Source organism: Clostridium sp. D5 (genome assembly GCF_000190355.1).
GTDB lineage: Bacteria > Bacillota > Clostridia > Lachnospirales > Lachnospiraceae > Faecalicatena > Faecalicatena fissicatena_A.
Window position 1 is genome coordinate 806390 of the sequence record NZ_GL870809.1, and the last position, 26986, is coordinate 833375.

26 protein-coding genes and 2 tRNA genes are annotated in these 26986 nt (G+C 46.8%); 25 read left to right on the forward strand and 3 right to left on the reverse strand.

Annotation, left to right across the window (positions count from 1 at the left end; translation table 11 throughout):
* Nucleotides 1–797: 797 nt before the first annotated feature.
* From HMPREF0240_RS03495 to HMPREF0240_RS03545, 11 genes are all read left to right on the forward strand, one after another.
* Complete coding sequence (locus HMPREF0240_RS03495; RefSeq protein ID WP_009002067.1) at nucleotides 798–2342, forward strand: ABC transporter substrate-binding protein; 1545 nt, start codon at nucleotides 798–800, stop codon at nucleotides 2340–2342.
* A gap of 147 nt (nucleotides 2343–2489) precedes the next feature.
* Nucleotides 2490–3428, forward strand: coding sequence for an ABC transporter permease (locus tag HMPREF0240_RS03500; protein WP_035312325.1), 939 nt, complete (start codon nucleotides 2490–2492; stop codon nucleotides 3426–3428).
* 10 nt (nucleotides 3429–3438) lie between these two features.
* Complete coding sequence (locus tag HMPREF0240_RS03505; RefSeq protein WP_347462545.1) at nucleotides 3439–4278, forward strand: ABC transporter permease; 840 nt, start codon at nucleotides 3439–3441, stop codon at nucleotides 4276–4278.
* Nucleotides 4275–5099, forward strand: coding sequence for an ABC transporter ATP-binding protein (locus tag HMPREF0240_RS03510; protein ID WP_009002070.1), 825 nt, complete (start codon nucleotides 4275–4277; stop codon nucleotides 5097–5099). Before HMPREF0240_RS03505 ends, HMPREF0240_RS03510 begins: the two co-directional genes overlap by 4 nt.
* A gap of 1 nt (nucleotide 5100) precedes the next feature.
* Nucleotides 5101–5757: a dipeptide/oligopeptide/nickel ABC transporter ATP-binding protein gene (locus tag HMPREF0240_RS03515; RefSeq protein WP_035312327.1), complete on the forward strand. Its 657-nt coding sequence runs from the start codon at nucleotides 5101–5103 to the stop codon at nucleotides 5755–5757.
* Complete coding sequence (gene truA, locus HMPREF0240_RS03520) at nucleotides 5744–6490, forward strand: tRNA pseudouridine(38-40) synthase TruA (protein WP_009002072.1); 747 nt, start codon at nucleotides 5744–5746, stop codon at nucleotides 6488–6490. Before HMPREF0240_RS03515 ends, truA begins: the two co-directional genes overlap by 14 nt.
* A gap of 222 nt (nucleotides 6491–6712) precedes the next feature.
* Nucleotides 6713–7465: an exodeoxyribonuclease III gene (locus HMPREF0240_RS03525; protein ID WP_009002073.1), complete on the forward strand. Its 753-nt coding sequence runs from the start codon at nucleotides 6713–6715 to the stop codon at nucleotides 7463–7465.
* A 19-nt stretch (nucleotides 7466–7484) separates the two neighbouring features.
* Nucleotides 7485–8699: a CobW family GTP-binding protein gene (locus tag HMPREF0240_RS03530; RefSeq protein ID WP_009002074.1), complete on the forward strand. Its 1215-nt coding sequence runs from the start codon at nucleotides 7485–7487 to the stop codon at nucleotides 8697–8699.
* A gap of 61 nt (nucleotides 8700–8760) precedes the next feature.
* The gene (locus HMPREF0240_RS03535; RefSeq protein ID WP_009002075.1) at nucleotides 8761–9708 is read left to right on the forward strand and encodes a GTP-binding protein; all 948 of its coding nucleotides are present in this window, start codon (nucleotides 8761–8763) and stop codon (nucleotides 9706–9708) included.
* Nucleotides 9709–9784: 76 nt separating this feature from the next.
* Complete coding sequence (locus HMPREF0240_RS03540) at nucleotides 9785–10744, forward strand: carbohydrate kinase (RefSeq protein WP_009002076.1); 960 nt, start codon at nucleotides 9785–9787, stop codon at nucleotides 10742–10744.
* Between the two features lie 104 nt (nucleotides 10745–10848).
* A complete protein-coding gene (locus tag HMPREF0240_RS03545) occupies nucleotides 10849–11667 on the forward strand; it encodes a C39 family peptidase (RefSeq protein WP_050794473.1) in 819 nt (272 codons plus the stop codon).
* Between the two features lie 39 nt (nucleotides 11668–11706).
* On the opposite strand, the gene HMPREF0240_RS03550 is transcribed toward HMPREF0240_RS03545, so the two are convergent.
* Nucleotides 11707–12723, reverse strand: coding sequence for an NAD-dependent epimerase/dehydratase family protein (locus HMPREF0240_RS03550; RefSeq protein WP_009002078.1), 1017 nt, complete (start codon nucleotides 12721–12723; stop codon nucleotides 11707–11709).
* Between the two features lie 219 nt (nucleotides 12724–12942).
* On the opposite strand from HMPREF0240_RS03550, the gene HMPREF0240_RS23285 reads away from it, so the two are divergent.
* The 9 genes from HMPREF0240_RS23285 (at nucleotide 12943) to HMPREF0240_RS03595 (ending at nucleotide 19449) form a co-directional block, all read left to right on the forward strand.
* Nucleotides 12943–13548: a TetR-like C-terminal domain-containing protein gene (locus tag HMPREF0240_RS23285; RefSeq protein WP_050794474.1), complete on the forward strand. Its 606-nt coding sequence runs from the start codon at nucleotides 12943–12945 to the stop codon at nucleotides 13546–13548.
* A gap of 81 nt (nucleotides 13549–13629) precedes the next feature.
* Nucleotides 13630–14388 carry a polysaccharide deacetylase family protein gene (locus HMPREF0240_RS03560; RefSeq protein ID WP_035312329.1) on the forward strand — a complete coding sequence of 253 codons (759 nt, stop codon included), beginning with the start codon at nucleotides 13630–13632 and terminating at the stop codon, nucleotides 14386–14388.
* A 129-nt stretch (nucleotides 14389–14517) separates the two neighbouring features.
* Nucleotides 14518–14766, forward strand: a complete 249-nt coding sequence (locus HMPREF0240_RS03565; protein ID WP_009002081.1) for an HPr family phosphocarrier protein — start codon at nucleotides 14518–14520, stop codon at nucleotides 14764–14766.
* Between the two features lie 242 nt (nucleotides 14767–15008).
* Entirely contained in the window at nucleotides 15009–16340 is a 1332-nt protein-coding gene (gene glnA, locus HMPREF0240_RS03570; protein WP_009002082.1) for a type I glutamate--ammonia ligase, read from the forward strand.
* Between the two features lie 67 nt (nucleotides 16341–16407).
* A complete protein-coding gene (locus HMPREF0240_RS03575; RefSeq protein WP_009002083.1) occupies nucleotides 16408–16956 on the forward strand; it encodes an ANTAR domain-containing protein in 549 nt (182 codons plus the stop codon).
* Nucleotides 16957–16980: 24 nt separating this feature from the next.
* On the forward strand, nucleotides 16981–17829 hold the full coding sequence (gene dapF, locus HMPREF0240_RS03580) for a diaminopimelate epimerase (RefSeq protein ID WP_009002084.1): 849 nt from the start codon (nucleotides 16981–16983) through the stop codon (nucleotides 17827–17829).
* Nucleotide 17830: 1 nt separating this feature from the next.
* The gene (locus HMPREF0240_RS03585) at nucleotides 17831–19045 is read left to right on the forward strand and encodes an LL-diaminopimelate aminotransferase (RefSeq protein WP_009002085.1); all 1215 of its coding nucleotides are present in this window, start codon (nucleotides 17831–17833) and stop codon (nucleotides 19043–19045) included.
* A 196-nt stretch (nucleotides 19046–19241) separates the two neighbouring features.
* A tRNA-Gln gene (locus HMPREF0240_RS03590) sits at nucleotides 19242–19312 on the forward strand.
* 63 nt (nucleotides 19313–19375) lie between these two features.
* Nucleotides 19376–19449: transfer RNA gene (locus HMPREF0240_RS03595), tRNA-Pro, on the forward strand.
* Nucleotides 19450–20413: 964 nt separating this feature from the next.
* Here HMPREF0240_RS03595 and HMPREF0240_RS03600 read toward each other — a convergent pair.
* The gene (locus HMPREF0240_RS03600) at nucleotides 20414–20611 is read right to left on the reverse strand and encodes a hypothetical protein (protein WP_035312331.1); all 198 of its coding nucleotides are present in this window, start codon (nucleotides 20609–20611) and stop codon (nucleotides 20414–20416) included.
* Between the two features lie 262 nt (nucleotides 20612–20873).
* A complete protein-coding gene (locus HMPREF0240_RS03605; protein ID WP_009002088.1) occupies nucleotides 20874–21584 on the reverse strand; it encodes a FadR/GntR family transcriptional regulator in 711 nt (236 codons plus the stop codon).
* Between the two features lie 288 nt (nucleotides 21585–21872).
* Between HMPREF0240_RS03605 and HMPREF0240_RS03610 the strand changes: the two genes are divergently transcribed.
* The 5 genes from HMPREF0240_RS03610 to HMPREF0240_RS03630 are packed head-to-tail and all read left to right on the forward strand — an operon-like array spanning nucleotide 21873 to nucleotide 26978.
* Entirely contained in the window at nucleotides 21873–22484 is a 612-nt protein-coding gene (locus tag HMPREF0240_RS03610) for a class II aldolase/adducin family protein (RefSeq protein ID WP_009002089.1), read from the forward strand.
* Nucleotides 22485–22510: 26 nt separating this feature from the next.
* Nucleotides 22511–23308 carry an N-acyl homoserine lactonase family protein gene (locus tag HMPREF0240_RS03615; protein WP_009002090.1) on the forward strand — a complete coding sequence of 266 codons (798 nt, stop codon included), beginning with the start codon at nucleotides 22511–22513 and terminating at the stop codon, nucleotides 23306–23308.
* A 13-nt stretch (nucleotides 23309–23321) separates the two neighbouring features.
* Nucleotides 23322–24536, forward strand: coding sequence for a Tm-1-like ATP-binding domain-containing protein (locus HMPREF0240_RS03620; protein WP_009002091.1), 1215 nt, complete (start codon nucleotides 23322–23324; stop codon nucleotides 24534–24536).
* Between the two features lie 10 nt (nucleotides 24537–24546).
* Nucleotides 24547–25941: a GntP family permease gene (locus tag HMPREF0240_RS03625; RefSeq protein ID WP_035312552.1), complete on the forward strand. Its 1395-nt coding sequence runs from the start codon at nucleotides 24547–24549 to the stop codon at nucleotides 25939–25941.
* Between the two features lie 11 nt (nucleotides 25942–25952).
* Nucleotides 25953–26978: a uroporphyrinogen decarboxylase family protein gene (locus HMPREF0240_RS03630; RefSeq protein WP_035312332.1), complete on the forward strand. Its 1026-nt coding sequence runs from the start codon at nucleotides 25953–25955 to the stop codon at nucleotides 26976–26978.
* Nucleotides 26979–26986: the final 8 nt, after the last annotated feature.

Consider the following 26986-nt stretch of genomic DNA (forward strand, 5'->3'; position numbering starts at 1 on the left):
ATTGCATTCTACATTGTACGGTCACTTCCGCTGGAGGTCCTGACATGGATTATTATAGTAGTGATGCTGTATACGGCTGTCATGTTTTTCAGGGACGCCGTAAAAAATGCTGCATAAGTTTTAGCTCATGAGCTTTAGCCTCGGGAGCGGACGAAGGGGGCGCTTACCGTGAGCCGGGACGGACTGTGAAAAGCACCTGTCCTGTTGGAAATACAGCCGCTGCGCTAAGCGGCAGTAAGAGGAAATCCGCAAAATCAATCAGAACCGAACGCATTCACCGTTTAATCTGATGATTAAACGCCTCAGGCGTTCTAAAAATCTGCTTCGGAAGCAGATTTTTTCTGACTGATTTCACGGCTTTCCTCTAACTGCCGCTATGCTCGCTAAAAGCATTTCCAACAGGACAGGTGCTTTTCACAGTCCGTCCCGGCTCACGGTAAGCTAGGTTCATCCGCCGATAGGAAAGAACTCTTTCCCCGGTTGGATACCAGACCGGGCCAGCGGATGGAATAGAATTGGCGTAATTTTCATATCCGCAGTAGGTTAAAAATAGGCTTTTCCAGTAAATTTAAAATAGTGCCCCCGTTCTGATAAGCGGCACTAAATTCGTTCTTGTAGATGTACGATTACGCGCCGTCAGTACCTCCCCGGCATCCCTGTCATGAAGCGTCCCCCATCCGCGCCGAGACTAAAGCTCGTCGCTGATTCCTTAATTAAGTACTTGCCAAAACGTGTCAAATCTTATAAAATGAAATCGACAATTTAATAATGAAGGTTATTTGAAGAAGGAGACAATCATGAAAAGAAGAGTAACAGGGATTCTTTTAGTGCTTACTATGGCTGTAACTGTTGCACTGAGCGGATGTTCAGGTGACAAGGAGAAGCAGAAGTCAACGACGGAGAATAAACTTTCAGGAAACCCAGTCGAGGGCGGGAGTATCAAAGTAGGTATATCCCAGGATTTGGACAGTCTTGACCCACACAAAGCAGTTGCGGCAGGAACAAAAGAGGTTTTATTTAACATTTATGAAGGCTTGGTGAAGCCGGATAAAGATGGTAATTTAATTGAAGCCGTAGCGAGCGATTATGCAATTTCGGATGATGCAAAGGTATACACCTTTACTTTGCGTGATGGGGTGAAGTTCCATAATGGGAATGACGTGACGGCGGAAGATGTAAAATATTCTATAGACAGATGCGCTGATACGTCAAATGGTGATCCATTGGTATCAGCGTATTCTATTATAGAAAGTGTGAATATTCTGGATGAAAAAACAGTGGAGATCCGCCTCACGGAACCGAATACGGAATTTCTTGCCTATATGACGACTGCGATTATCCCGAAAGATTATGATGCGCTGGAGACAGTGCCGGTTGGAACCGGGCCGTTCAAGTATGTATCACGCAGCCCTCAGGAAAATGTAATCCTGGAGAAAAATGAGGATTACTGGGGAGAAAAGGCACATCTGGACGAGGTGGAATTCAGGATCGTGGCCGATGCAGACATGCTGGTAACGAATCTCAAGGGTGGATCTATTGACATGGCAATGCGGCTGACTTCCAGCCAGGCGGCAGAACTGACGGATGGTTTCCACATTGAAGAGGGAACCATGAACCTGGTGCAGGCGCTGTATTTAAACAACGACACAGAGCCTCTGAACAATGAGAAGGTGAGACAGGCACTTTGTTATGCCATTAACCCGGATGAAATTATGGATATGATGGCCGACGGGAAGGGCGTGCGTATTGGAACAAGTATGTATCCCGGCCTGAAAAAGTATTATGACGATGAATATGCACATTACTATGAGCAGGACTATGAGAAAGCAAAAGAACTGCTCAAAGAGGCAGGATATCCTGACGGATTTGATCTGGAGATTACGGTTAGCTCTGCAGACCAGCCCCATGTGGATACTGCACAGATCATCGCAGAAGAACTGAAGAATATCGGTGTCAATGTGACCATTAAGCCGATTGAGTGGGAAGCATGGCTGGAAGATGTCTATGCGGGGCGTAATTATCAGTCCACAGTCGTGGGTGTTGACGCTTCCAATCTGTCGGCCCGCGCAATGCTGGAAAGATTTACATCCGTAAGCAGCGGCAACTTCATTAATTTTAAAGACGAAGAGTATGACAGCAAGTTTAAAGAAGCAATCTCTTCCACCGATGAAGCAGAACAGACAAAACTGTATAAAGAAATGGAAGGCATTCTTGCAGAGAAGGCGGCCAATGTATATATCCAGGATCTTGCGAATCTGGTGGCGGTCAGCGATAAATATGACGGGTATACATTCTATCCGTTGTATGTGCAGGATATGGCGGCAATTTATATGGTTGAATAGTATACAGTCCCGTAACAGTTCAGACTTGTCTGAACTTGTTATACAGCTTCGGGGCGGTATGGATTACATGCAGTTTCAGGGGATACACATTCCAACGCAGAATGGGGCATAATGAGTATTGATGCATCTGGCCCCGGGGAGGTAAGTATGAAATTTGTTTTAAAGAAAATAGCAGGTCTTATAATCGCATTATTAATTGTCAGTATACTTGCCTTCCTTGCGTTTGAAGTGATTCCAGGGGATCCGGCGAGATCGATTCTCGGCACGGAAGCTACGGAGAGCAAGGTCCAGGCTCTGCGGGAGGAGATGGGGCTGAACCGTCCCCTGCCGCAGCGTTATGGACAGTGGGTGAAAGATTTTGTTACAGGAGACATGGGAACCTCTTATTCTTACCAGGTTCCGGTAAAAGAAATGATCGGGGATAAACTGCCCGTTACAGCAGCGATGACAGTGATGGCATTCCTTTTTATTCTGCTGTTTTCCATACCGGTCAGCCTGCTGAGTGTGAGATATGCTAATAAATTAGTGGATAAGCTGTTTTTGATTCTGAACCAGATTACCATGTCGATCCCGCCATTTTTTATCGGAATTATTTTCACTGTATTGTTCGGTCTTATTTTTAAATTGTTTACACCCGGGGGATACGTATCTTATACAGAGAGTGTGGGAGGATTTCTGGGATATCTGGTCCTGCCGTCCATTGCGATCGCACTTCCCAAGGCGGCGATGACTACGAAGATGTTGAGAAACTCCCTGTTGGACGAGATGCATAAAGACTATATGCGCACAGCCATGAGCCGGGGAAACAGTCCATGGAGAATGCTGGTCAGGCATGCGTTCCGTAACGGAATTCTTCCGGTTATCACATTTCTGGGCATGGCAATTGCGGATGTGATTGCCAACAGTATTGTGATTGAGCAGGTCTTCGGGATACCGGGACTTGGCCGCACATTGATATCCTCCATTTCAAAACGGGATTATCCGGTGGTGGAAGCCGTGATCGTCCTGATTGCGGTTATCATTCTGGTAATTAATGTGATTGTGGATCTGCTGTATCGGAAATTAGACAAACGGATCGAGATATAGAGGTATGAATGTGGAAAAGCAGCGAATAAAAAAGCGGAAAATGGGAAAAACTGGATATAACTTTACATTTGGCCTGGTTCTTACCGTAATCATGATTGGGCTGATCGTGCTTGGGTTTTTCTGGACCCCTTATGATACAGAGGCAATGCAGGGATCAATAAAACTGAATGCACCGTCTCTTGCACACATTTTCGGCACGGACCAGTTTGGACGGGATGTATTCAGCCGTGTACTGGCCGGGGCCGGGAGTACTTTTTTAGTAGCGGCCGGCACGATATTGATTGGCGGCGGGATCGGCATCATTGTAGGTTCGGTGACGGGATATTTCGGGGGCTGGCTGGATGAGATGCTGATGAGGATCAACGATGCAGTGGCCGCTTTTCCGAGCGTACTGCTTGCGCTGGTGATCATTACTGTGTGGGGAACCGGAAAATATAAGGTCATGCTGGCGCTTGGGGTCGCATTTATCCCCAGCTTCGCCAGAATTGTGCGGGGAGAATTCATGCGCTGCCGGGAGGCGGACTATGTGACCAGCGCAAAGTTAATCGGGGTATCCACTCCCAGAATCCTGTTTGTACACATCCTCCCCAATATTCTGCCGGCGCTGCTTTCTGCGCTGACCATCGGGTTTAATAACGCGGTGCTTGCGGAAGCAGGGATGAGTTATCTGGGAATCGGGGTACAGCCGCCGGATGCCAGCCTGGGAAGAATGTTGTCAGAATCCCAGACCTATCTGGCAGGCGGACCATGGTGCGCTGTGTTCCCGGGACTTTTCCTGGTGCTGATTGTGCTGGGGGCCGGGATGCTGGGCGAAGGGATTCTGGATAGATTCGGAGGTGGAAGATCATGATGAAAGTAGAAAATCTGTCCATCCATTTTGAGCAGGACGGTGAACTGCAGGAAGTTGTGCGGGACATCTCTTTTTGCCTCCAGGATGGGGAAATCCTTGGAATCGTGGGAGAGTCCGGCTCCGGAAAAACCATGACGGCACTGACAATTGCAGGGCTTTTGAAAGAACAGGCCGTGCTGGATGGAGGCAGTATATTTCTGGATGATACAGATCTCTTAACACTGTCAGCCAGAGAGATGCGGGAAATCCAGGGAAGGGATATCAGTATGATATTCCAGGAGCCAATGACAGCGCTTAATCCCACGATGAAGATTGGCAGGCAGGTGGAGGAATCGCTTGTACTGCACACGAAGCTGTCTAAGGAAGAGCGCAGAGAGAAGGCGCTTCGGGCGCTTCAGGACGTGGAACTGGTGAATCAGGAGGATCTGTATGGAAGATACCCCCATGAACTGTCCGGGGGGATGCGGCAGCGCGTTATGATAGCCGCTGCAATTGTATGCAGGCCGAAGGTGCTGATCGCAGATGAACCGACAACGGCTCTGGATGTGGGAACACAGGAAAGCATCTTAAAATTGCTGAAAAAGCTGAATCAAAAGTATCACATGGGGATCTTGTTTATTTCACATAATCTCCGGGTCGTAAACGAGCTGTGCAGCCGTGTACTGGTCATGAAAGACGGCGTGATTGTGGAGGAGGGGGCTGCAGAGAAAATTTTTAAAAACCCGCAGACACCTTACACAAAAGAGCTGATCCAGGCGATCCCGGGCAGGACAAAGAGCAGCGCTTTTTATAAACTCCTGAGAGCAAAGGCGGGTGAGTGAGATGGCAGAAAAAGTACTGGAGCTTAAGCATGTAAATGCATTTTATAAAGAAGGAAAACAAAAGAAGCAGGTGCTGGAGGATATATCATTTACACTGTACGAAGGAGAGATTGTCGGCCTGGTCGGTGAAAGCGGCAGCGGCAAGTCCACACTGTGCAAATGTGTCCTGGGTCTGCTTAAAGAATATGAGGGGGAGATTACCCATTACACAAAGCGCCCCCAGATGGTGTTTCAGGATCCATTTGGTTCCCTGAATCCCAAAAAGACCATCGGCTGGATTCTGGAAGAGCCGCTGAAGGTCCAGGGGGGATATTCCAAAGAGGAGCGCAGGAAAAGGGCAGAGAAAATGCTGGTGCAGGTGCATCTTCCCAAAGAATTTTACCGCCGTTATCCGGGGGAACTGAGCGGAGGGCAGCGCCAGAGGGTGAGTATTGCACTGGCCCTGATTACGGGGACGAAGTTTATTCTTGCCGATGAGCCGCTGTCTGCACTGGATGTTACGGTACAGGCACAGATGATAGAACTGTTGAAAGAACTGCAGAAAAAAGAAAAGATATGTTATTTGTTTGTATCTCATGATTTGGATGTGGTCAGCATGCTGTGCAGCAGGGTGCTCTTTTTAAAAGACCGGAAAGTAGAGGAATATGCGGACATATAAATTGACGGTAGTATATGACGGAAGCCGGTATCAGGGCTGGCAGAGACAAAAAAGCACGGAGAAAACCGTTCAGGGAATCCTGGAGAGGGCTGTCACCGAGGTCACCGGGCGCCAGACGGAAATTGACGGCTCCGGCAGAACCGACGGAGGCGTACATGCCAAAGGGCAGACGGCAAGTATGGTACTGCCCGGAAAAGTGGAGGAAACGGGATTTTGTGCCAGCCTGAATAATGCACTGCCCGAGGATATTCGTGTGAAGGAGATGAAGCTCGTAAAAAACGGGTTCCACGCGCGGTACAATGCAAAGGGAAAACGTTATGAGTACTTCATTGACACGAGGGAGAAACCGGATGTTTTTACCAGAAAATACTGTTATCATTATCCTTATGAACTGAATATCCCCGCTATGGAAGAAGCGGCAGAATATTTGATTGGTACCCATGATTTTGCGGGATTTACAGATAAAAAAGATGAAATGTCCACAATTCGGACGATTTATGATATAATCATTGAGAAACAGGACAGCAAGATACGGATGGAATTTTACGGGACAGGCTTTCTGTACCACATGGTCCGCATTTTGACGGGGACACTGCTGGAGATTGGCACGGGCGAAAAAAGACCCCATGAGGCCGCTGCGGCGCTGGAAGCGGGAGACCGGGAGTATGCGGGATTTCTGGCTCCGGCCAGGGGACTGTTTTTAAAAGAAGTTTACTATAATGAAGGCAGATAAAATGAGCATAAGACGCGGCAGGCGTAAGACACCGTCAGGACATGGATACAGGCTGTTCTGTGGGGATTCTTGAAGCGCGGCTGCAGCAAGAGGACGGGGAGTCGGATTACGGGGAAGGAGAAAGAGTCCTTTGTTCCGGTGATCCGGCTCCCGCATGTTTTTGCCTTAAGGAGTACTGGTACATCGAATAATATGTACAGGGAAAAAGATAAGGAGGTTTGTATGAAGTTTATATCGTGGAATGTAAATGGAATCCGTGCATGCGTGCAGAAAGGGTTTCTGGAATTCTTCAGCCAGGCGGATGCAGATATCTTCTGTATACAGGAGACAAAGATGCAGGAGGGGCAGCTTTCGCTGGAGCTGGAAGGATATCATCAGTACTGGAACTATGCAGTTAAGAAGGGCTACTCCGGGACGGCTGTATTTTCGAAGATTGAGCCGCTCTCTGTGGTGTATGGTATTGGAATCGAAGAGCATGACCAGGAGGGACGTGTTATTACACTGGAATATGAAGACTTTTACTTTGTTACGGTGTATACGCCGAATGCCCAGAATGAGCTTGCGCGCCTGGATTACCGCATGAAGTGGGAGGATGACTTCCGCGCATGGCTGAAAAAGCTGGAAGAAAACAAGCCGGTTGTGGTCACCGGTGATATGAATGTGGCACACAAAGAAATCGATCTGAAGAATCCAAAGACGAACCGCAAGAGTGCCGGTTTTTCGGATGAGGAGCGCCAGAAGTTCACGGAACTGCTGGATGCTGGATTTATTGATACATTCCGGTATTTTTATCCGGACCAGGAAGGGATTTATTCCTGGTGGTCCTACCGTTTCCGTGCCCGTGAGAAGAATGCGGGGTGGCGTATTGACTATTTCTGCGTGTCAGAGTGCCTGAAGGACAGGCTGGTTGATGCGGGGATACTGACGGACATTATGGGTTCCGACCATTGTCCTGTCGTGCTGGAAATGAATTGAGAATTAGGAGGCAGTTATCGTGACGAAGATTGATATTATATCCGGCTTTCTGGGAGCCGGAAAGACAACATTTATTAAGAAAATGCTGAAAGAGGCATTCTGCGGCGAACAGGTTGTGCTGATTGAAAATGAATTCGGAGAGATCGGGATAGACGGCGGATTCCTGAAGGAATCCGGGATTGAGATCCGCGAGATGAATTCCGGGTGCATCTGCTGTTCACTGGTCGGGGATTTTGGAAAATCACTGAAGGAAGTCGTGGAGAAGTACCATCCGGACAGAATTCTGATTGAGCCATCCGGTGTGGGGAAACTTTCGGATGTCATCAAAGCGGTGCAGGATGTGCAGAGCGAGATAGATACGGAGTTAAACAGCTTTACAACCGTGGTAGATGCGATGAAATGCCGGCTTTACAGAAATAATTTCGGGGAATTTTTCAGCAATCAGGTGGAATATGCCGGAGCCATTATTCTGAGCCGTACGGACAAAGCAAAACCGGAAAAAGTGGAGGAAAGTTATCGGCTTCTCCGGGAACTGAATGAGAAAGCCCCGATTATTACAACGCCGATTGCGGAGCTGCCGGGGGATAAGCTGCTGGAGACTATGGAACACAGCAAAACGCTGGAGGAGGAACTGCTAGCGGAGATTATATGTCCTGAGTGCGGCGGGCACCATGAGCATGGGGAGAGCTGCGGCTGCGGTCATGATCATGAAGAACACGGGCACCATCATGGGGAACATAAGTGTTGTCATGAAGAGGGCGGGCACCATCATGAGGGGCATGGGGAGTGTCAGGCTGAAGAATGCTGCCGTCATGATGAACATGATCATTGCCATGAAGGACATGACCATGGGGAAGACGGGCACCATCATGAAGGACATGGCCATGAGGAGCACGGCCACCATCATGAGCACGGGGAATCCTGTGGGTGCGGCCATGACCACGGACATCACCATGCTGATGAAGTGTTCTCAAGCTGGGGCAGGGAGACGATAAAGACCTATACAAAAGAAGAAATTGAAAATATTTTGAAAACCCTGGAAGCCGATGAATCACTGGGTGTGATTCTCAGAGCAAAGGGTATGGTTGCAGGTGAAGGCGGTTGGATCTATTTTGATATGGTCCCCGAGGAACATGAAGTGCGCAGCGGCGCTGCCGAATATACGGGGAGACTCTGTGTGATTGGTTCAAATCTGAATGAAGAAAAACTGGCGGAACTGTTTGGAATAAAATAAGCAGGAGCCTGACGGCTTCCTGTGACTATGCAGGCAGCCGTAAAGATAGGAGAGATTAGAAATGACAGAACCTGATGTAATGGTATATCTGATGACCGGATTTCTGGACAGCGGTAAGACAGAATTTTTAAAGTTTACTCTGTCCCAGGAGTATTTCCAGGTTGAGGGAAACACTCTTTTGATTCTCTGCGAGGAGGGGGAAGAGGAGTATGATCCGCAGGAAATGCTGGAGTACAATGTGAAAATTGAACGTGTCCGGGAGCAGAAAGATTTGACCGAAGCGTGGCTGGAGGAGATGGACTGCAAGTATCATCCTGAGCGTGTTGTCGTAGAGTATAACGGCATGTGGAAGGTCAGTGAATTTGAACAGATGAAACTGCCAGAAGGCTGGGGAATAGAGCAGAAGCTGACAACAGTGGATGCCAGTACATTCCAGATGTATCTGACGAACCTGAAGCCGCTGTTTGTGGAGATGGTGCGGGATTCCGAGATGGTGGTGTTCAATCGCTGTGCGGACAGAAAGCCGCTGGCAGGGTACCGCCGCAGCGTGAAGGTAGTGAGTCCCCGGGCGGAAGTGATTTTTGAGGATGAGAATGGGGAAGTGGAAAATATTTTTGAGGATGATGTCCCTTACGATCTGGACGCCCCTGTTATTGAGGTGCGACGGGAGGACTATGGCATCTGGTATGTGGATGTGATGGATCATCCGGACCGTTATAAGGGGAAAACCGTGGAATTCACGGCTCGTGTACTCAAACCCAAGGGCTTTCCGTCAAAGGTATTTATGCCGGGACGTATGGCAATGACCTGCTGTGCCGATGATACTACATTTCTGGGATATGTATGTAAAAGCGCCTATGCTCCGAAACTGAAAAAAGGGCAGTGGGTAAAGATACGGGCTAAAATCGGGTTCGCTAGAGTCTCTGTATACGGGGGTGTAGGGCCGGTTCTGGAAGCAGAGCATATAGAGGATGATGAGGCGATAGAGGAACTGGTTTATTTTAATTAGAGTTTTATAAAAGAATTGCATAAAGTTTTGTTTTGCGTTAAACTTATAACAAATACAGGAATAAGGAGACAGGTCTATGGAAAAGCAATTTGATGTAATCGCAATGGGAGAGCTGCTGATTGATTTTACAATGAATGGTGAGAGTGAACAGGGAAACAATATGTTCGAGGCATGCCCTGGCGGCGCTCCCTGCAACGTGCTTGCCATGCTGAATAAGCTGGGGAAGAAGACGGCATTTCTTGGAAAAGTGGGGCAGGACCAGTTTGGGGTTCTGCTGAAAAATACGCTGGATGAAGCGGGAATTGATACCTCGAACTTAAAAATGGATGCGGATGTGAATACAACGCTTGCTTTTGTACATACCTTCCCTGACGGGGACCGGGAGTTTTCTTTCTACCGCAATCCGGGCGCGGATATGAAGCTGACAGCCGGCGAGGTTGATGCAGAATTTTTGAAGAAGGCAAGATTGTTCCATTTTGGAACCCTGTCCATGACACACGACGGCGTCCGTGAGGCTACGAAAAAAGCGCTGGATATAGCAAAAGAGAACGGGCTTCTGATTTCTTTTGACCCGAACCTGCGCCCGCCGCTCTGGAGTTCACTGGAACTGGCGAAGGAACAGATGGAATATGGTTTCCAGTTCTGCGATATTCTGAAGATTTCCGACAATGAGATCCAGTTCGTGTCCGGGAAAGAGGATTATGATGAGGGAATCCAGTATCTGCAGGAGAAATACCATATTCCGCTGATTCTGCTGACGCTCGGCAAAGACGGAAGCCGCGCGTACTATAAAGGCATGCGTGTGGAGCGGGGCGGCTTCACAATGAATACAATCGAGACAACAGGCGCCGGAGATACTTTCTGCGGAAGCTCACTGAACTATGTGCTGGAGCATGGAATTGAGGATCTGACGGAAGAGCAGTTAGGGGAGATGATGACCTTTGCAAATGCGGCGGCAGCACTGATTACTACCCGTAAAGGCGCGATCCGTTCAATGCCGGAGAAAGAGGACGTTCTGGAAGTTATCGGGAAGTAAAGAGATAAGCAGAAAATTTATGCACCGTTATTTTGCGTACTTCAGAATATGGGACAATCCTAAGTGATTATAATATATATAAGAAGCTTATACAGCGGTGCAGTATGGCAGAGAAACGCAGACACAGCAGTTATAGAAGGCCGTGGGGCAGAATTATACTGATTGGCGGTATTGCGGCTGCCAGTATTTTGTATACAAAAGCAGGGCAGAGAAATATGACTGCTACAGAAAATGAAGAAACGGCAATAGCAGAGAGCCGGGTGGAGGACAGCGATAAGCAGAATCCGCCCGGCTCTTTCAAAAAGCAGGCAGAAAAGAAGATTCTGTCGGTTCCATTCCTGAGCCAGAGCGATTATCCTACAGGCTGCGAGAGCGTAACCACCGTTATGGCGCTGCAGTATGCAGGATATGATATTTCTGTGGATGACTTTATTGACAATTATCTGAGGATTGGGACTTATTATGAGAAGGACGGAGAGTATTACGGCAACAGTCCCTACGATTATTTTATCGGAGATCCCAGGACGGGCAGTGGGTTCGGCTGTTTTGCACCGGTGATCCATGATGCGCTCGTTTCGGCGGCTGGCGCGGAGCAGGTGAAAGACCTGACTGGCACGCGGCTGGAACAGATTACGGAGGAATATATTGATCAGGGAGTTCCGGTGATTATCTGGGCGACGATTGACATGCAGCCGACCTATGAGGGAAAAGGCTGGACCATACTGGAAACGGGAAACTATTATACATGGCCTGCGGAGGAACATTGTCTGCTGCTGGTGGGGTGGGATGAAGAGTATTATTATTTTAATGATCCCAATCAGGACGAGTGCGTTACCGGATACAGAAAGGAAGTGGCTGAACAGCGCTATCTGGAGATGGGGAGCCAGGCACTGGCAGTGCTGCCTGCGGACAGTGCCGGCTGATTCTATAACATAATAACCCTCCGGGGGATGCACACTTTGTTATTTACCGGAATGTTTTGTAATCTGCCGTATCATATCGGTTACGGTCTGGCGCAGCGGCCTGGGACGATAGCCAAGTTCCCGGCTTGCTTTTTCATGTGAGAAGTTTCCGTTAGAAGTCAGGGTGTACAAAGCATAGGGGGTAAACACGGGGGTTTTCTTCCAGCATTTATAGTGAAGCTGTGCGAAGGGTGCCGCACATTTAGCGGTCCAGGCCGGCAGGAAGAAACGGGGTTTCTTCTGGCCTGCAGCGGCTGACAATTCGGTAAATAATTCTTTTAATGAAACAAAGCGGTTGGAAAGAATATAGCATTCCCCGCTTTTTCCTTTTTGCGCGGCTTTGATGGCCCCTGATGCAACGTCTCTCACGTCCACAAAGTCGTATCCGCCCTGTACGGCTAACGGCATGCCTTTTTTCGTGTAATTGGCTATCATGTGCAGGAGGCTGCCTGCAGGGCGTTCTGCCGGGCCTATGATGCCGGATGGATGTACGACAACCGCATCAAGTCCCCGGGCAGTGCTGTCCAGAACATACTGAGTGGCCTCTGCTTTCGTTTTGGCATAATAACCTGTGACATGCTCCGGGGAAAACGTGCGGATCTCGGAGATGACGGCATGCTGAGGTGCTTCGGGGATTGCATGTACGCTGCTGACATAAACCAGACGTTTGATGCCATGGCGGATGCAGGCGTCCACGACGTTTTTTGTCCCATCCACGTTGACGGCTCGAACCCCGGGTGTCTTTCCACCGTAGATAGAGATCAGGCCGGCACAGTGGATCATGATGATATCCTTTGACGGATTGGAGTTTTCTATGGAAAAAAGGGGTTCCAGCGTATCCGGGCAGCAGATATCTCCGGTAATATAGGTCAGAGCCGGGGAAGCAGGACAGACCAGTGCGGTTTCCGAGGGCAGAATAAAGGCCCGCACAGTATTTCCCTGCTTCACCAGTTCAGAAACAATGTGGCTGCCAAGATGACCGGCAGCTCCGGTTACGAGATATATCGTATTTTTCATAATAAGCACCTCCAGATGAGAATAAAACAGCACCGACGTGAACATACGTGACAAATGCCGCCAGGTGTGTGGATAAAAATAAATTCGGTGTAAGATATACAACACAGCGTTGCTTTCTGTTCTTACTTTAAATATAATAAAGGTATCAGAAGATGGCAACCGCCAGATTCAGTGTATCTGTCAGTAAGGCAACAAAAAAGAAAGAAGTGTTGATTGTTTATGAAAAATTTAAATTTAGACCGCAGGAGCAAGTATACCAGAAAAATGATAAGACACAGTTTTCTCCAGCTGCTGGAAGAAAAGCCGCTTGGGAAGATCACGGTTAAGGAAATCTGCGAAAAAGCCGATATCAACAGGGCTACTTTCTACGCCCATTACGAGGATGTGTACGATCTCCTGAATAAGATTGAGGAGGAATTCTATCAGGAAGTACTTTTGTCGGTGAGTAATATGGAACAGGGAAACTATACAGGCATTCTGCCTCTGGAGATATTGAAAAAAATAAGAGAGAACGAAGAACTGTGCAAAGCCATGTTCAGCAAATACGGGGACAAAGAATTCCTTGCCAGGATGATGTATTTTGCAAGGGCGGATTCCCTGAATGCCTGGAGAAAACTGTATCCGGATATGGAGGAGAAAAGACTGGAATGGCTGTATGAATTCATTGTCAATGGCTGCGAAGGCATCATCCGCAGCTGGGCAGTGAACGGGTTTTTGGCAGAGCCGGAAGCGATCGCAGAGTTCATGGCGCAGATGTTCCGAAGCTGCGTGCAGGGGATGGAAATGGGAGCAAAGGGGTCAGACCCCTCTGTAAGAGGGGTCTGACCCCTTTGCGGAAGAAACTATTCTATTTCTTATCCCCGGCTGCATATACTAAGAATAAGTAAAGATACTCTGGAGTTTTTTATGAGACAAAGACTATTCAAGGTCAGTTTTGGAGCATTTCTTGCCATTATGATTTTGGGATGTTCGATGAAGTATATGGCGGGTCATGTTAAGGTGGCAAACAATGTGAGCGGGCGGGATCTTCCCGTTTATTCCGTGGACACAGAAGAGAAAAGGGCGGCGCTTACGTTTGATGCTGCATGGGGGAATGAGTCTACTCAGAAGCTTTTGGACATTCTGGCCAAACACAATGTCCATGCGACATTCTTTATGACGGGCGGATGGGTGGAAAAGTATCCGGATGATGTCAAAAAGATCCTGGCGGCGGGACATGATCTGGGAAATCACAGTGAGAATCACCGGAATATGAGTCAGCTCTCTGAAACAGAGCAGGAGGCTGAAATCATGAACGTGCATGACAAAGTGAAGAAACTTACAGGTTATGATATGCAGCTGTTTCGGGCGCCGTACGGAGATTACAATAATACGGTGATCCAGACCGTGGAGAAATGCGGTTATCATGCGATTCAGTGGGATGTGGACAGTCTGGATTGGAAGGACTACGGGGAGCAGAATATCATTGATACAATTCTGGAAAATAAATCCCTGCGGAACGGTTCTATCATACTCTGCCACAATGGGGCCAAATATACGGCAGATGCCCTGGAAAATATCATCACGGGACTGCAGGAAAAAGGATATGAGCTGGTACCGGTTTCCCGGCTGATTTATCAGGAGGACTACCATATGGATGCATCCGGAAGACAGATAAAAAATTAAGAATAGGACTTCCTTTTTTGTACAAGATAGTGTACAATATTGAATCGGTGATGAAAATAGGCCACGTAACACGCAATTCCATCTAATGTGAACAGATGGGTACTCTAAAGCTATCAGGAGGTAAGAACTATGGCGGGAGAAATATTAGCGGCAAATGAAGTAAGTGTGGAATTTACAAATGTTAACGAGATTCAGGAATTTGTACAGATGATCAAGGAGTTTAAGGGAGATCTGGATATGAAGCAGGGAAGAATGACTGTGGATGCCAAGTCAATTTTAGGAATCTGCAGCCTTAACATGCAGGATAAAATGGAGCTCCAGGTGCACAGTGGGGAGTTTGAAAAACTCATAGATAAAATCCGGAAATTCATAAGATAAATTAAAAATTGAAAAAAGTCGGATAAGAAAGTTTGACATTTTTTCAGCACATAGTTATAATAATACGAAACAAGGGCGTTTTCTTCAGGGGAGAGAACGCCCATTTTTAAATTTCAGATAAACTCTTTCCGGGGACTCCGAAGATGGTGAAAGGACATATCAGAAGCCGTTTTGGCGGGAAACCAGTATAGGAGAAGTATAAAACATATAAAACTGTCAGATAACAGTCAGGAGGATATCTTATGAATGATTACACGAGAGAAGATATTTTAGAAATGGTAGAGGAAGAGGATGTAGGATTTATCAGGCTCCAGTTTACGGATATCTACGGAACCATGAAAAATATGGCTGTCACAGTGAGCCAGCTGGAGAAGGTGCTGAATAACGAGTGCATGTTCGACGGATCTTCCATAGAAGGATTTTCAAGGACAGAAGAATCGGATATGTATTTATATCCGGACTTAAGCACCTTTGAGATCTTTCCATGGAGGCCGCAGCAGGGCAAGGTGGCGCGGTTCATCTGTGATGTGTACCGTCCGGACGGCACACCCTATGAAAGCGATCCCCGGCATGTGCTGAAGCAAGTCATACGTGAAGCAGGAAAAATGGGATATACTATGAATGCCGGACCGGAATGTGAATTCTTTTTATTCCACACAGACGACGATGGTTTACCGACCACGATTACACATGAAAGAGGAAGTTATTTTGACGTAGGACCTCTGGATTACGGAGAAAATGCGCGGCGCGATATGGTTCTTACACTGGAGGATATGGGGTTTGAGATTGAGGCATCCCATCACGAAATCGCACCTGCACAGCATGAGATTGATTTCCGCTATGACGAGGCGCTTGCCACGGCGGATAATATTATGACTTTTAAGCTGGTCGTTAAGACGATCGCAAAACGCCATGGCCTGCATGCTACATTTATGCCGAAACCTAAGATTGAAACTTACGGTTCCGGAATGCATCTGAATCTGTCACTGTCAAAAGACGGCACTAATATTTTCCAGGACAGCAGCGATAAAAACGGTTTGAGCAGGGAAGGGTACTATTTTATGGGAGGCCTGCTGAAACACATGAAGGCCATTACCTGTATCACCAATCCGACTGTAAATTCCTACAAACGCTTTGTACCCGGGTATGAAGCGCCTGTCTTCATGTCCTGGTCCGCGAAAACGAGAGGGCCGCTGATCCGTATTCCGTCTGTCCGCGGGGAAAAGACGCGGATCGAGCTCAGAAGCCCGGATCCTTCTGCGAATCCGTACCTTGCGCTGGCGGTATTGCTTGCAGCGGGGCTGGACGGCATTAAGAACCAGATTCTGCCGCCGGACAGCGTGGATGAAGACATACAGGCAATGACAGAAAAACAGCGCAGTGAGCTGCATATTGAGGCTCTTCCGTGGAACCTTATGGAGGCGGTATGCGAGCTGGAGAAAGATGCGTTGATCCGGGAGGTACTGGGAGCAGATCTGACAGCCAAAACGATTGCCTCACATAAGAAAGAATATCACGACTATTGTATGCAGGTTACAGAATGGGAGCTGGCGAATTATCTTCATAAAATGTAAAACGTCCTGTACGGGTAAGGGAAAACGATAGAGCTTGTAATGGAAAGAGCAGGAGGTGTAAGCGGGTGTGGGCAGTATTGTGGTTGTATTTCCCAAAAAAGAAACTGCGGTAAATATTCGCAACCTGTTAGTACGGGGCGGCATTGACATTTCCGGCATCTGTACCACCGGTGCCCAGGCGCTTCAATATGCGGATAATTTTGATGAGGGAATCATTATCTGTGGATATAAAATGCAGGATATGTTATATTCGGAATTGAGGGAATGCCTGCCAGAAACCTATGAGATGCTTCTGATCGCTTCACCTGATAAGTGGTGTCATGAACTGGTGAGGGGCGTGGTAGGACTTCCGATGCCAATTAAGGTTTATGATCTGCTGAATACATTGGAAATGATGATGCAGACCATGCAGAGAAGGCGCAGGAAAAGAAAAGAGGCTGCCAAAAACAGGGATCACGGGCAGCGGGCGCTCATCGGGCAGGCCAAGGCGCTGCTGATGGAACGCAATAATATGACAGAAGAAGAGGCGCACCGCTATCTGCAAAAGAGCAGTATGGACAGCGGAACCAGTATGCTGGAGACTGCACAGATGGTGCTGACGATTATGTCAGAATAAAAGCTGCGAAAAGGAGAGACAATCATGAAGTTTACAAAGATGCAGGGACTGGGTAACGATTATGTTTATGTTAATGGTTTTACGGAGAGGATAGAGAATCCGTCTGAAGTGGCGGTGAAGGTCAGTGACAGACATTTCGGGATAGGATCTGACGGTTTGATTCTGATCAACCCGTCCAAAGTGGCTGATTTTGAGATGGAAATGTACAATGCGGACGGCTCCCGGGGGGAAATGTGCGGAAACGGAATGCGCTGCGTGGGAAAATATGTTTACGATTACGGCCTGACAGACAAGACTGAGATTGCGGTAGAGACGCTGGGTGGCATCAAATACCTGGAACTTTCCGTGGAAAACGGCAAAGTGGTACAGGTGAAGGTAGATATGGGTAAGCCGGAACTCAAGTCCGCGCTGATCCCAATCGTTTCAGATGAAGAAATGGTGATCAATGAGCCTATTATAGTAGATGGGAAAGAATATAAGATGACAGGCGTGTCTATGGGTAATCCGCATACAGTCGTCTATATGGATGACATTGAGCATCTGGACATAGAAAAGACAGGGCCCAAATTCGAGTATCATGAGCGTTTTCCAAAACGAATCAACACAGAGTTTGCAGCGGTCCTTGACAGGCAGACAGTCAGCATGCGTGTGTGGGAGAGGGGTTCAGGGGAAACACTGGCCTGCGGCACAGGTGCATGTGCAGTGGCCGTCTCCAGTATCTTAAATGGCCTTACAGAAGACGAGGTGACGGTCAGGCTGCTGGGCGGTGATCTGCTGATCAAATGGGACAGAGAAAAAGATACCGTATATATGACAGGCCCCGCTGAGGTCGTATTCGACGGGGAATGGAACCAATCATCAAAGGAGAATTAGAATGTTCAAAATAAACGACAACTATTTGAAATTACCGGGAAGCTATCTGTTTTCTACAATAGCGAAAAAGGTGAATGCCTATACCGCCGAACATCCGGACAAAGCGATTATACGCCTGGGTATCGGGGATGTTACGCAGCCGCTGGCACCGGCCATCATCGAATCCCTGCACAGTGCAGTGGACGAGATGAGCGAAGCAGAGACATTTCACGGATATGCCCCTGATCTGGGTTACGAATTTTTACGCAGCGCTATGGCTGATAATGACTATCAGGCCCGCGGCTGTGATATTTCTGCGGATGAAGTATTCATCTCAGACGGAGCCAAATGCGATTCCGGAAATATCCAGGAGATTTTCAGCACAGACAACAAGATCGCTGTATGCGACCCGGTATATCCGGTCTACGTGGACACTAATGTCATGGCCGGACGGACCGGGACCTATGACGTGAAGACAGAGACATGGAGCGATGTGATCTACATGCCGTGCACCGCCGAAACAAACTTTGCGCCGGAACTTCCGAAAGAGACACCTGACATCATCTATCTGTGTTTCCCGAACAATCCCACCGGCTCAACTATTACCCGGGCACAGCTCCAGGAATGGGTGGATTATGCAAACAAAGTGGGCGCGGTCATTATATATGATGCGGCCTATGAGGCCTATATTTCCGAAAAGGACGTACCGCATACCATCTATGAATGTGAAGGGGCAAGAACCTGTGCCATTGAGCTGAGAAGCTTTTCAAAAAATGCCGGATTCACCGGAGTGCGTCTTGGGGCGGCAATCATACCGAAAGACATAAAATGCGGTGAAGTAACTCTGCATTCCCTGTGGGCAAGACGCCACGGCACAAAATACAACGGAGCCCCGTACATCGTACAGCGTGCCGGGGAAGCTGTATATACTGAAGCAGGCAAAGAACAGCTGAAAAAACAGGTGGCATACTATATGAATAATGCTAAAGTTATATATGAAGGCCTGAAGGATGCCGGTTATACCGTGTCCGGAGGCGTGAACGCACCATATATCTGGCTGCAGACCCCGAAGGGAATGACCTCCTGGGACTTCTTCGATCATCTGCTCGAGAACGCGAATGTAGTCGGAACACCAGGATCAGGATTTGGCCCAAGCGGGGAAGGGTATTTCCGACTTACTGCATTTGGCAGCTATGAAAAAACACTGGAGGCTATAGAAAGAATCAAAGTAATGTAGTATATTTATGGGGGGCATGCTCATAGGGGTCAGACCCTTCTGCAAAGGGGTCTGACCCCTATGAGCTCCATATTCAGAATATTCAGAAAAATATGCTTTAAAACATTTTTTGATGGAAATTAAAAAAAGGGCTTGATTTTTTCCGCGAGTCTGATATAATAACCATGTTGCGTCTGACAAGGACAAGACATGATGATGCGGATTGGTGTAATGGCAGCACAACAGACTCTGACTCTGTTTGTGAAGGTTCGAGTCCTTCATCCGTAGTTGAGAATCTGCGAAAGCAGATTCTTAATTTTCTCTTTAAGAGAAGCACAAGTTTATACATATCGGAGTGTGGCTCAGCTTGGTAGAGCGCTACGTTCGGGACGTAGAGGTCGCGTGTTCGAATCACGTCACTCCGATTGGTTGAGTAAGATACCGGAATTCCATGTAAGACAGGAATTCCGGTATTTTCTTTTTGTATTTATACCCCAGCTTTATCCGGAGGATTACTCTCTTTTGGGGGATATTCTAACACTCCATTGGTAGACTGTGTTTTATGTGGCATCGTAACTATTATCAGGATATTGTGCTAAACGGGTTATATAAAACATTGAAATTAATTAAATAAAAGCAGATCAATTGATGAATTGAAGGCTAAGAGTAAAGAAATGAAGAAGAATCCTCAAAACAAACAGCTGGCGGATATGATAAACTATGTCAGCGACATTATGGCTGTTGTGATGGCCTGTATGATAGCAAGTTCTAATTATCACTAATAGAAAATTTAACGCTGACAACCTGACACAAGAGGTTGTGCCCCAATAAATAGCTCTTGTTTATCGGCACTGTATATTAAAATATAAATATACAGTGCCTTATTTTTACATATTTTTAACTGAAATATGCTGGCAGTATTTTTGCCAGTATGCTAAGCTTGCTCTAACGCAGATTTAATGTGAATGGCAGTGTCTGTATGCTCAGTAAAAGCATTTACAGAAAGGCAGGGAGTGATGCATAGCTGGACGAAAATTGATATAGCAATTATTATTACCCAAATGTTATTAGCGGGTTTTTATAAAGATTTTGTTGAATCTTCTAAAAAATTAAAATTTATAACCCGCTGTACATTAAACAGATTGTTCGTTACAGGAGCTGTATGTACTTTTATTCTGGAGCGTTTTGGAATCTTTGGGCGGGGACGATACTCTATTATAATATTTGCTAATTGTATTTTCTGGATCACACTCCTGTTAATAAGCATGTTATTTTCTGAAGGATGGTGCTGCGTCAAATGTGGAAAGCGTATAGGGCTTAAGCTCCTGGTTGTTAGTAAATGTCCATACTGCCATGAATCGTAAGAGGAAAGTGGATAGCTGCCAGTTTTTAAAGTCCCTGATCGTATGTTTCTATCCGTTTTATATATCCGCGGAAACATACACTGACACCGAGTGCGGTGGAAGATACGGCAAAGCAAACCATCGATGGTATTGCAACCGGTACCGTCCCATACTTATCTGCCATTCTGCCGATAAATTGCCGGGAGATAAGCATCGTTAATGCATATACGGTAAAAACAGGCACGATGTGTGCCTCTACATTTCTCATCGCGGCGTATAAGACGAGAAAGGAATTCATCACCGAATAAGATAAACACAAAAGCAGCAGAATGACTGCGGGTATTACGAAATTTTACTTATTTACCAGCCATCTGTCTTTCCTGCTGTTCGATCATTTTCTAATTACTGCAATATTAAAGAGAGAAAGATAACGTAAGATTAAAAAGTAACCACACCTTTACCGGCTGGTTACTTTTTGTTTGTATAACACATATCTGCCCATATAATTAACTGCCTGTCCTGTCAGGCATATTCCCTGTCAGGAGTTTCTTGACTCTGCTCAGATGCTGGTACATTGCCTCATAAGCCCGTTCGGGGTTCTGCGTCAGTATTGCCTCGAATATGGCTGTATGATAGGAAACGACCTCATCCATGGGGGTTGTATTTTTCAAGCTCCAGTACTGATGGTTTGATATAATCTGTGGCATAGAAGAGAGGCAGCTGGTAAAAAAAGCGGAATGCGATGCGTTCGAAACCGCAAGGTGGAACTCGGTATCCGCCTGGAAAAAATGATTATCCTGTCCGGCTTTCAGCTTGCGGATCTCATCAATAGAACGAAACAGGCTTTCCTGTATCTGGATGATATCTTCTGCGTTCGCGTGAATTGCCGCCTGCCTGCTGCCCTCGGATTCGATTAAACGCCGGAGCTGTACGGATTCCTGTAAAATAACTTCATTCTTTAAATAAGGCGTGTCTTGTTCGGAAGCAATAAAGGAGGGCGGGATATTGGTTACAAATATACCGGAACTTCTTTTGACGGAGACAATGTCCTCCCTGGTTAGTATGGAAATTGCTTCCCGGACCGGGACACGGCTGACTTTATAATATTCTGCAAGCTCACGCTCTGTGGGAAGCTTGTCCCCGGCCTTATATTTGCCGGATAGAATCTCTTTTTTTATATCTTCTGAAATAACTTCTCCCAATGATTTCTTTTTCATCTCTATGCCTCCGTATGATATCATGTGATAGAATTATACCAAAAATCAGAGCGTAAAGCAATGGTATAAAAAACATTGGTACTTATATATACCAATAAAGAGCGATAAATAAACCTATTAGATAAAAATGAATGTTGAAAATAGTGCAATATACATGAAAATAAAAAACAAACGAAAGTAATATTGACTAAAATCTATAAAAGTTATAATATTTTAATAGAAACAGGGCCTGTTAAAAACATAATAAATTGGTATTAAAAAATACCAAAATACAAGAAAGGAAAATCTATGTATCTTAATTTTATAGAAAAGAAAAATGATTTCCTGCGTGCAGCCGGCCGGACATATGACAGCGGCATACAGACCGGAACCGGCGGGAACCTGAGTGTCAGGCTTGATGATCATTTGATGATAGTAAAGCCAAGCGGTTTTTCTTATGGAGCATGTTCGGAAGAAAACTTAACAGTAACAGATTTTAGTGGGACGCTTGTACAGGGAAATTACCAGCCAACGAGAGAATCGGTTCTTCATGGAAATCTGTATAAAAAATTTACCGAAATTGGAGGGATTGTCCATGTCCATTCTCCATATGCAATTCTGGCATCCCTTCATTTTGATCAGGTTGAGCTTGTCACGATGCATTCTGCATTGAAGCTGAAGGCGCCCATACCTGTGATAGATGTGAAGACGCAGGCGGTAGAAGAGCAGGAGCTTTATAAGGTCTTTGATGCTTTTGAAAAAAATCCTTCCCTTACAGCGTTCATACTCAGGGGCCATGGTATCGTGGCAGTCGGGAAGACCGCGGAGAAAGCAGGGCAGACAGCAGAACTCATCGAAGAGACCGCCATGATATTCTGGGAAGATGAGAAAATGAAACGCCTAAATAACAATCAGAAATAGTTGAATTTAAAATCAGGAGGATACATATGCAGAACTATACGATTACCCCTATTATTACAGGATATACACATACAAACAAGGCAACTTACCTTTACCATCACAGCATACATAAGTACTATGATACAGAGGGATTCCTGGATTTACCGGTTACCATTTTTCTTGTGCAGGGAAACGGGCACAAGATCCTGATTGATACGGGAATGTCTGATACAGAAACAGCCGGAAAATACCATCATCCGGGTTCTGTGCAGCCAAAAGGCCATGCAGTCTATGAGCAGCTGGAAAAACTGGGGATCGGGTGCGAAGAAATCGATACCGTTATTTTTACACATTTACACTGGGATCATGTCTATTATATGGGCAGGTTTACAAACGCTAAAATGTATGCACAGCAAAAAGAATATGAGTTTGCGAAGAACCCGATCCCTCTTTACTATAAGTCATATGAATATCCTGTATTGGGGATAGAGCCTCAGTTTAAAGATATGGAAATCACCCTCCTGGATGGGGAATGTGAGGTGCTGGACGGGATCAGCGTGTATCCCAGCGCAGGACATTCCGTAGGTCATCAGACAGTCGTGGTAAATACAAAGGACGGGGAATATCATTGCTGCGGTGATTTGATTTTTACTTATGATAATATAAAAGAAGTTCCTGAGGCCCATTATGACATTACACCTCCGGGGCGGTTTCTGGATATCGTTGATTCATGGAACAGCATTGTTGAATTAAAGCGCAGGGCAAAATCACCGGAGTTCATTCTTCCGACGCATGCACCGGAGATGATTGATCTGGTAGAGTCGGGAAGAATACTGGGTGTATAGGCAGGGACAAAATATGAAGACAATCGCATTGATATCTTCTCTGGATACAAAAGAAGAGGAAATTCTGTATGCAAAACAACTGATAGAAAAGAAGGGCCTGTTCACATTTTTAATTGATTTGAGTACGCGCAGACTGGACAATATCCATGCTGATTTGAGCGCAAAGGAGATACTGGAGGCCGCAGGGATTTGGGAGAACCAGATCCTGAAGATGGAAAAAGCAGACTGCATCAGCGTGATGGAGAAAGCGGCAGAGTCAGCCGTTCAAAAAGCATACGCGGACGGACGGTTTCAGGGGATTCTCTGCATTGGCGGAGGGCAGAATGCCAGGATGGCGGCAGAGGCAATGAAACAGCTGCCTTTTGGATTGCCAAAGATGATTGTCTCTCCGCTGATCTCGGGAAAAAGAACGATAGAACAGTTTGTGGGAGCAAAAGATATTATTCTGAAGCATTCTATGGTGGATTTCTCGGGACTGAATTCCATCAGCAGAGAGGTGATTTACCAATGTGTGCAGGCGATGGCGGGAATGGTAATACATCCGTATCGCAGAGTGGATACGAATAAAACAAAAATAGGCATGACAATGCTTGGTGTTACCACCAGATTTGCCGATGGAATTGTGAAGGGTATGGAGAAAGAAGTTGTCTGTTTTCATGCTAACGGCACTGGCGGGAGATGTTATGAGGAGATGATAAGACAGGGCGTATTTGACATTTCTCTGGATGCGAATCTCCATGAGGTGACCTGTGAGATGCTGGGAGGTTTTTGTGAAGGGGCGCCAGGGAGGCTTGAAGCAGCGGGCCAGGCAGGCATTCCGATCCTCTGCGTCCCCGGAGCGGTTGATGTTCTTGACTATTATTTTGAAGAGGGCGAGACTGCTCGTCCTGACAGGTTTGAAGAACGGAAGCATGTATTTCATAATGCAAATATATGCCATACAAAAGCATTTCCGGAAGAAATGCGGATGCTGGGGGCAGAAGTGGCGAAACGGCTGAACCGTGCCAAAGGGCCGGTCACGGTAGTTCTTCCAGATGACGGTTTCTGTGAGGCTGGAAGAAAAGGACAGGCACTCTGCGACCCTGAAGCAGACCAGACATTTGCGGAGGCGCTGAAGTCGGAACTGGATAAAGGAGTCCGTGTGTTAGAGGTGGAGGGAAATATAAATGATAAGGCCTGCATTGACCTTTGCATACAGGAAGTACAAAAATGGATAGAAAAGAGGTAGGTTTATGACAATTTCAGCAGTTGTAGGATTGATAGCAGTACTGATATTCCTGATTTATTTCTCTTATAAAGGCGCACCTATCGTAATCGTGGCCCCTGTAGGCGCAATTATACTGGTATTGTTTGCAGGCGGGCTGGATGCTAAGGTGATGGCAACCTATACAGAAGTGTATATGAAGGGGTTCGGAAATTTTGCGAAAAATTTCTTCCCGCTGTTTGTCACTGGCGCTTTATTTGCGAAAATGATGGATAGTGTAGGTTATACGAAGTCGATTGCAAGATTTGTTGCGCTGCGGCTGGGAAAAGGCAAGGCAATTATGTCGGTGGTTCTGGCAGGCGCGATTCTGACTTATGGTGGAGTATCATTGTTTGTGGTGGCATTTGTAGTTTATCCGATTGCGATTTCTCTGTTCCGGGAGGCAGATATCCCGAAACGGCTGATTCCGGGGGCCATAGCGCTGGGGGCGTTTACATTTACGATGACAGCACTGCCGGGCACCCCGCAGGTACAGAATACCATTCCCATGTCCGTATTCGGGACCGATTCTTTTGCGGCGCCGGGGCTGGGGATAATCGCCAGTATCCTGTTGTTCGGGCTGGGCTATCTCTGGCTGTCGGGAAGAGCGAAAAAGGCGAAGGCACAGGGAGAAGGATACGGGGAACACCAGGATGAAACGGCGGCGGTTGATATGGCCGACGGTGCAGATGTCCCGCCGATTTATTTGGCGATACTCCCCATAGTCCTTATGTTTGGGTTGAACCTGTTTTTATCAAAGGTATATTTTCCGGGAGTGAGCGGCGGATACCTGGAAGATTACGGGACCACCCTTGCATCAGTTGCCGGTAACTGGAGTGTTATTATTGCAATTGTAATCTCTATCGTTGTTATTTTGCTGATGAATATAAAGAAATTAAAAAATATAGGGATTAATACGGTACTAAAAGATGGCGTGTCAACGACTTTCGGACCAATCGTCAATGCCTGTGCCATTGTCGGATTTGGAACGGTAATCACTTCTCTGCCGCTTTACACCGGGCTGCAGCAGCTTCTGGTCGGAAGTTCTCAGAATCCGTTGATATCGGAGGCGCTTTCGGTTAATATACTCTGCGGTATTACCGGATCGGCTTCAGGAGGGCTTGGGGCTGCAATCAGTGGATTCGCAGATACTTATATGCAGATGGCTGCATCTGCCGGAATATCACCGGAAGTATTGCACAGAATTGCTTCACTTGCATCAGGCGGGCTGGATACACTTCCATTTAATGGAGCGGTACTTACGACTCTAGCATTATGCGGGATGACGCATAAGCAGTCTTATAAGGATATTTGTGTGGTATCCGTTATTATCCCGATGTGTGTAACTGTCATCATGGTGATTCTGGCCAGTTTAGGACTTCAGTTTTAGGAGGTATCAAAATGTTGTCAAGAGAAAGAATGGAAAAGGTACTCGAAGGAAAACAGCCGGACTATATTCCGATTTTTCCGAAGATCAGCCATGCAACGTGCCGTGCGGTTGAGGGGATGACCATGCGGGATTATATGACAGATCCGGGAAATATGGCTAAAGCGATTATTGCAGCGGCTGAGAAGTATCAATGGGATGCGGTAGGAATCACTACAGATATTGCAAATGAAGGCATGGCGATAGGCAGCAAATACATCAGGCCGGAGGAAGAAACCTCGAAACTGACCGAATATTATTTGGAGGAACTGGATGAGTACGAGCGGGTGAAGGTCACCAACCCGTGGGAGACAGAGCCTACAAAAACCATCCTGCGTGCATCAGAGATTGTAAAAAAAGAGATTGGGGACAGAATTTACGTGACAGCATGGTGTAATGCTCCGTTGAATGTAGCCAGTCAGCTGATCCCTATGGAAGAACTGCTGGTGGGGATGCTGACAGACCCCGAGACGCTGCATGAACTGCTGGAACGATGTCTGGCTTACACGGTGAACTATGTCAAATACCTGGCGGAGACGGGGGTAGATGCTATTTCCTTCGGACACGCCATGGCATCCAATACTGTAATATCTGCACAGAATTATGAAGAATTTGCACTGCCTTATGAGACAAGGCTTGTTTCTGCAATTCACGATAATGGAGTGAAGGCGATTACTCACATTTGCGGGGATATACACGGGATTGCAGACCGCATTGCGAGGAATGGCAGCGATATCATTGATTTTGACCATCTGTGCGATGTGACGGAACTGAAGAAGCAGACAGGGAAAGTACTGAGGGGCAACATAGATCCGTCTTTACTGGCAAATGGAACGGCGCAGGAGGTTTATGACCAGACTGCAAAAGTCGTACAGGAAGGGAAAAAGGGCGGGAACTTTATTCTGGGAAGCGGATGTGAGGTAACCGCGACTACCCCACCGGAGAATCTGAAGGCCTTTGTGCAGGCTGGACGGGATTTTGGTAACTGCAAAGGGGTCTGACCCCTTTG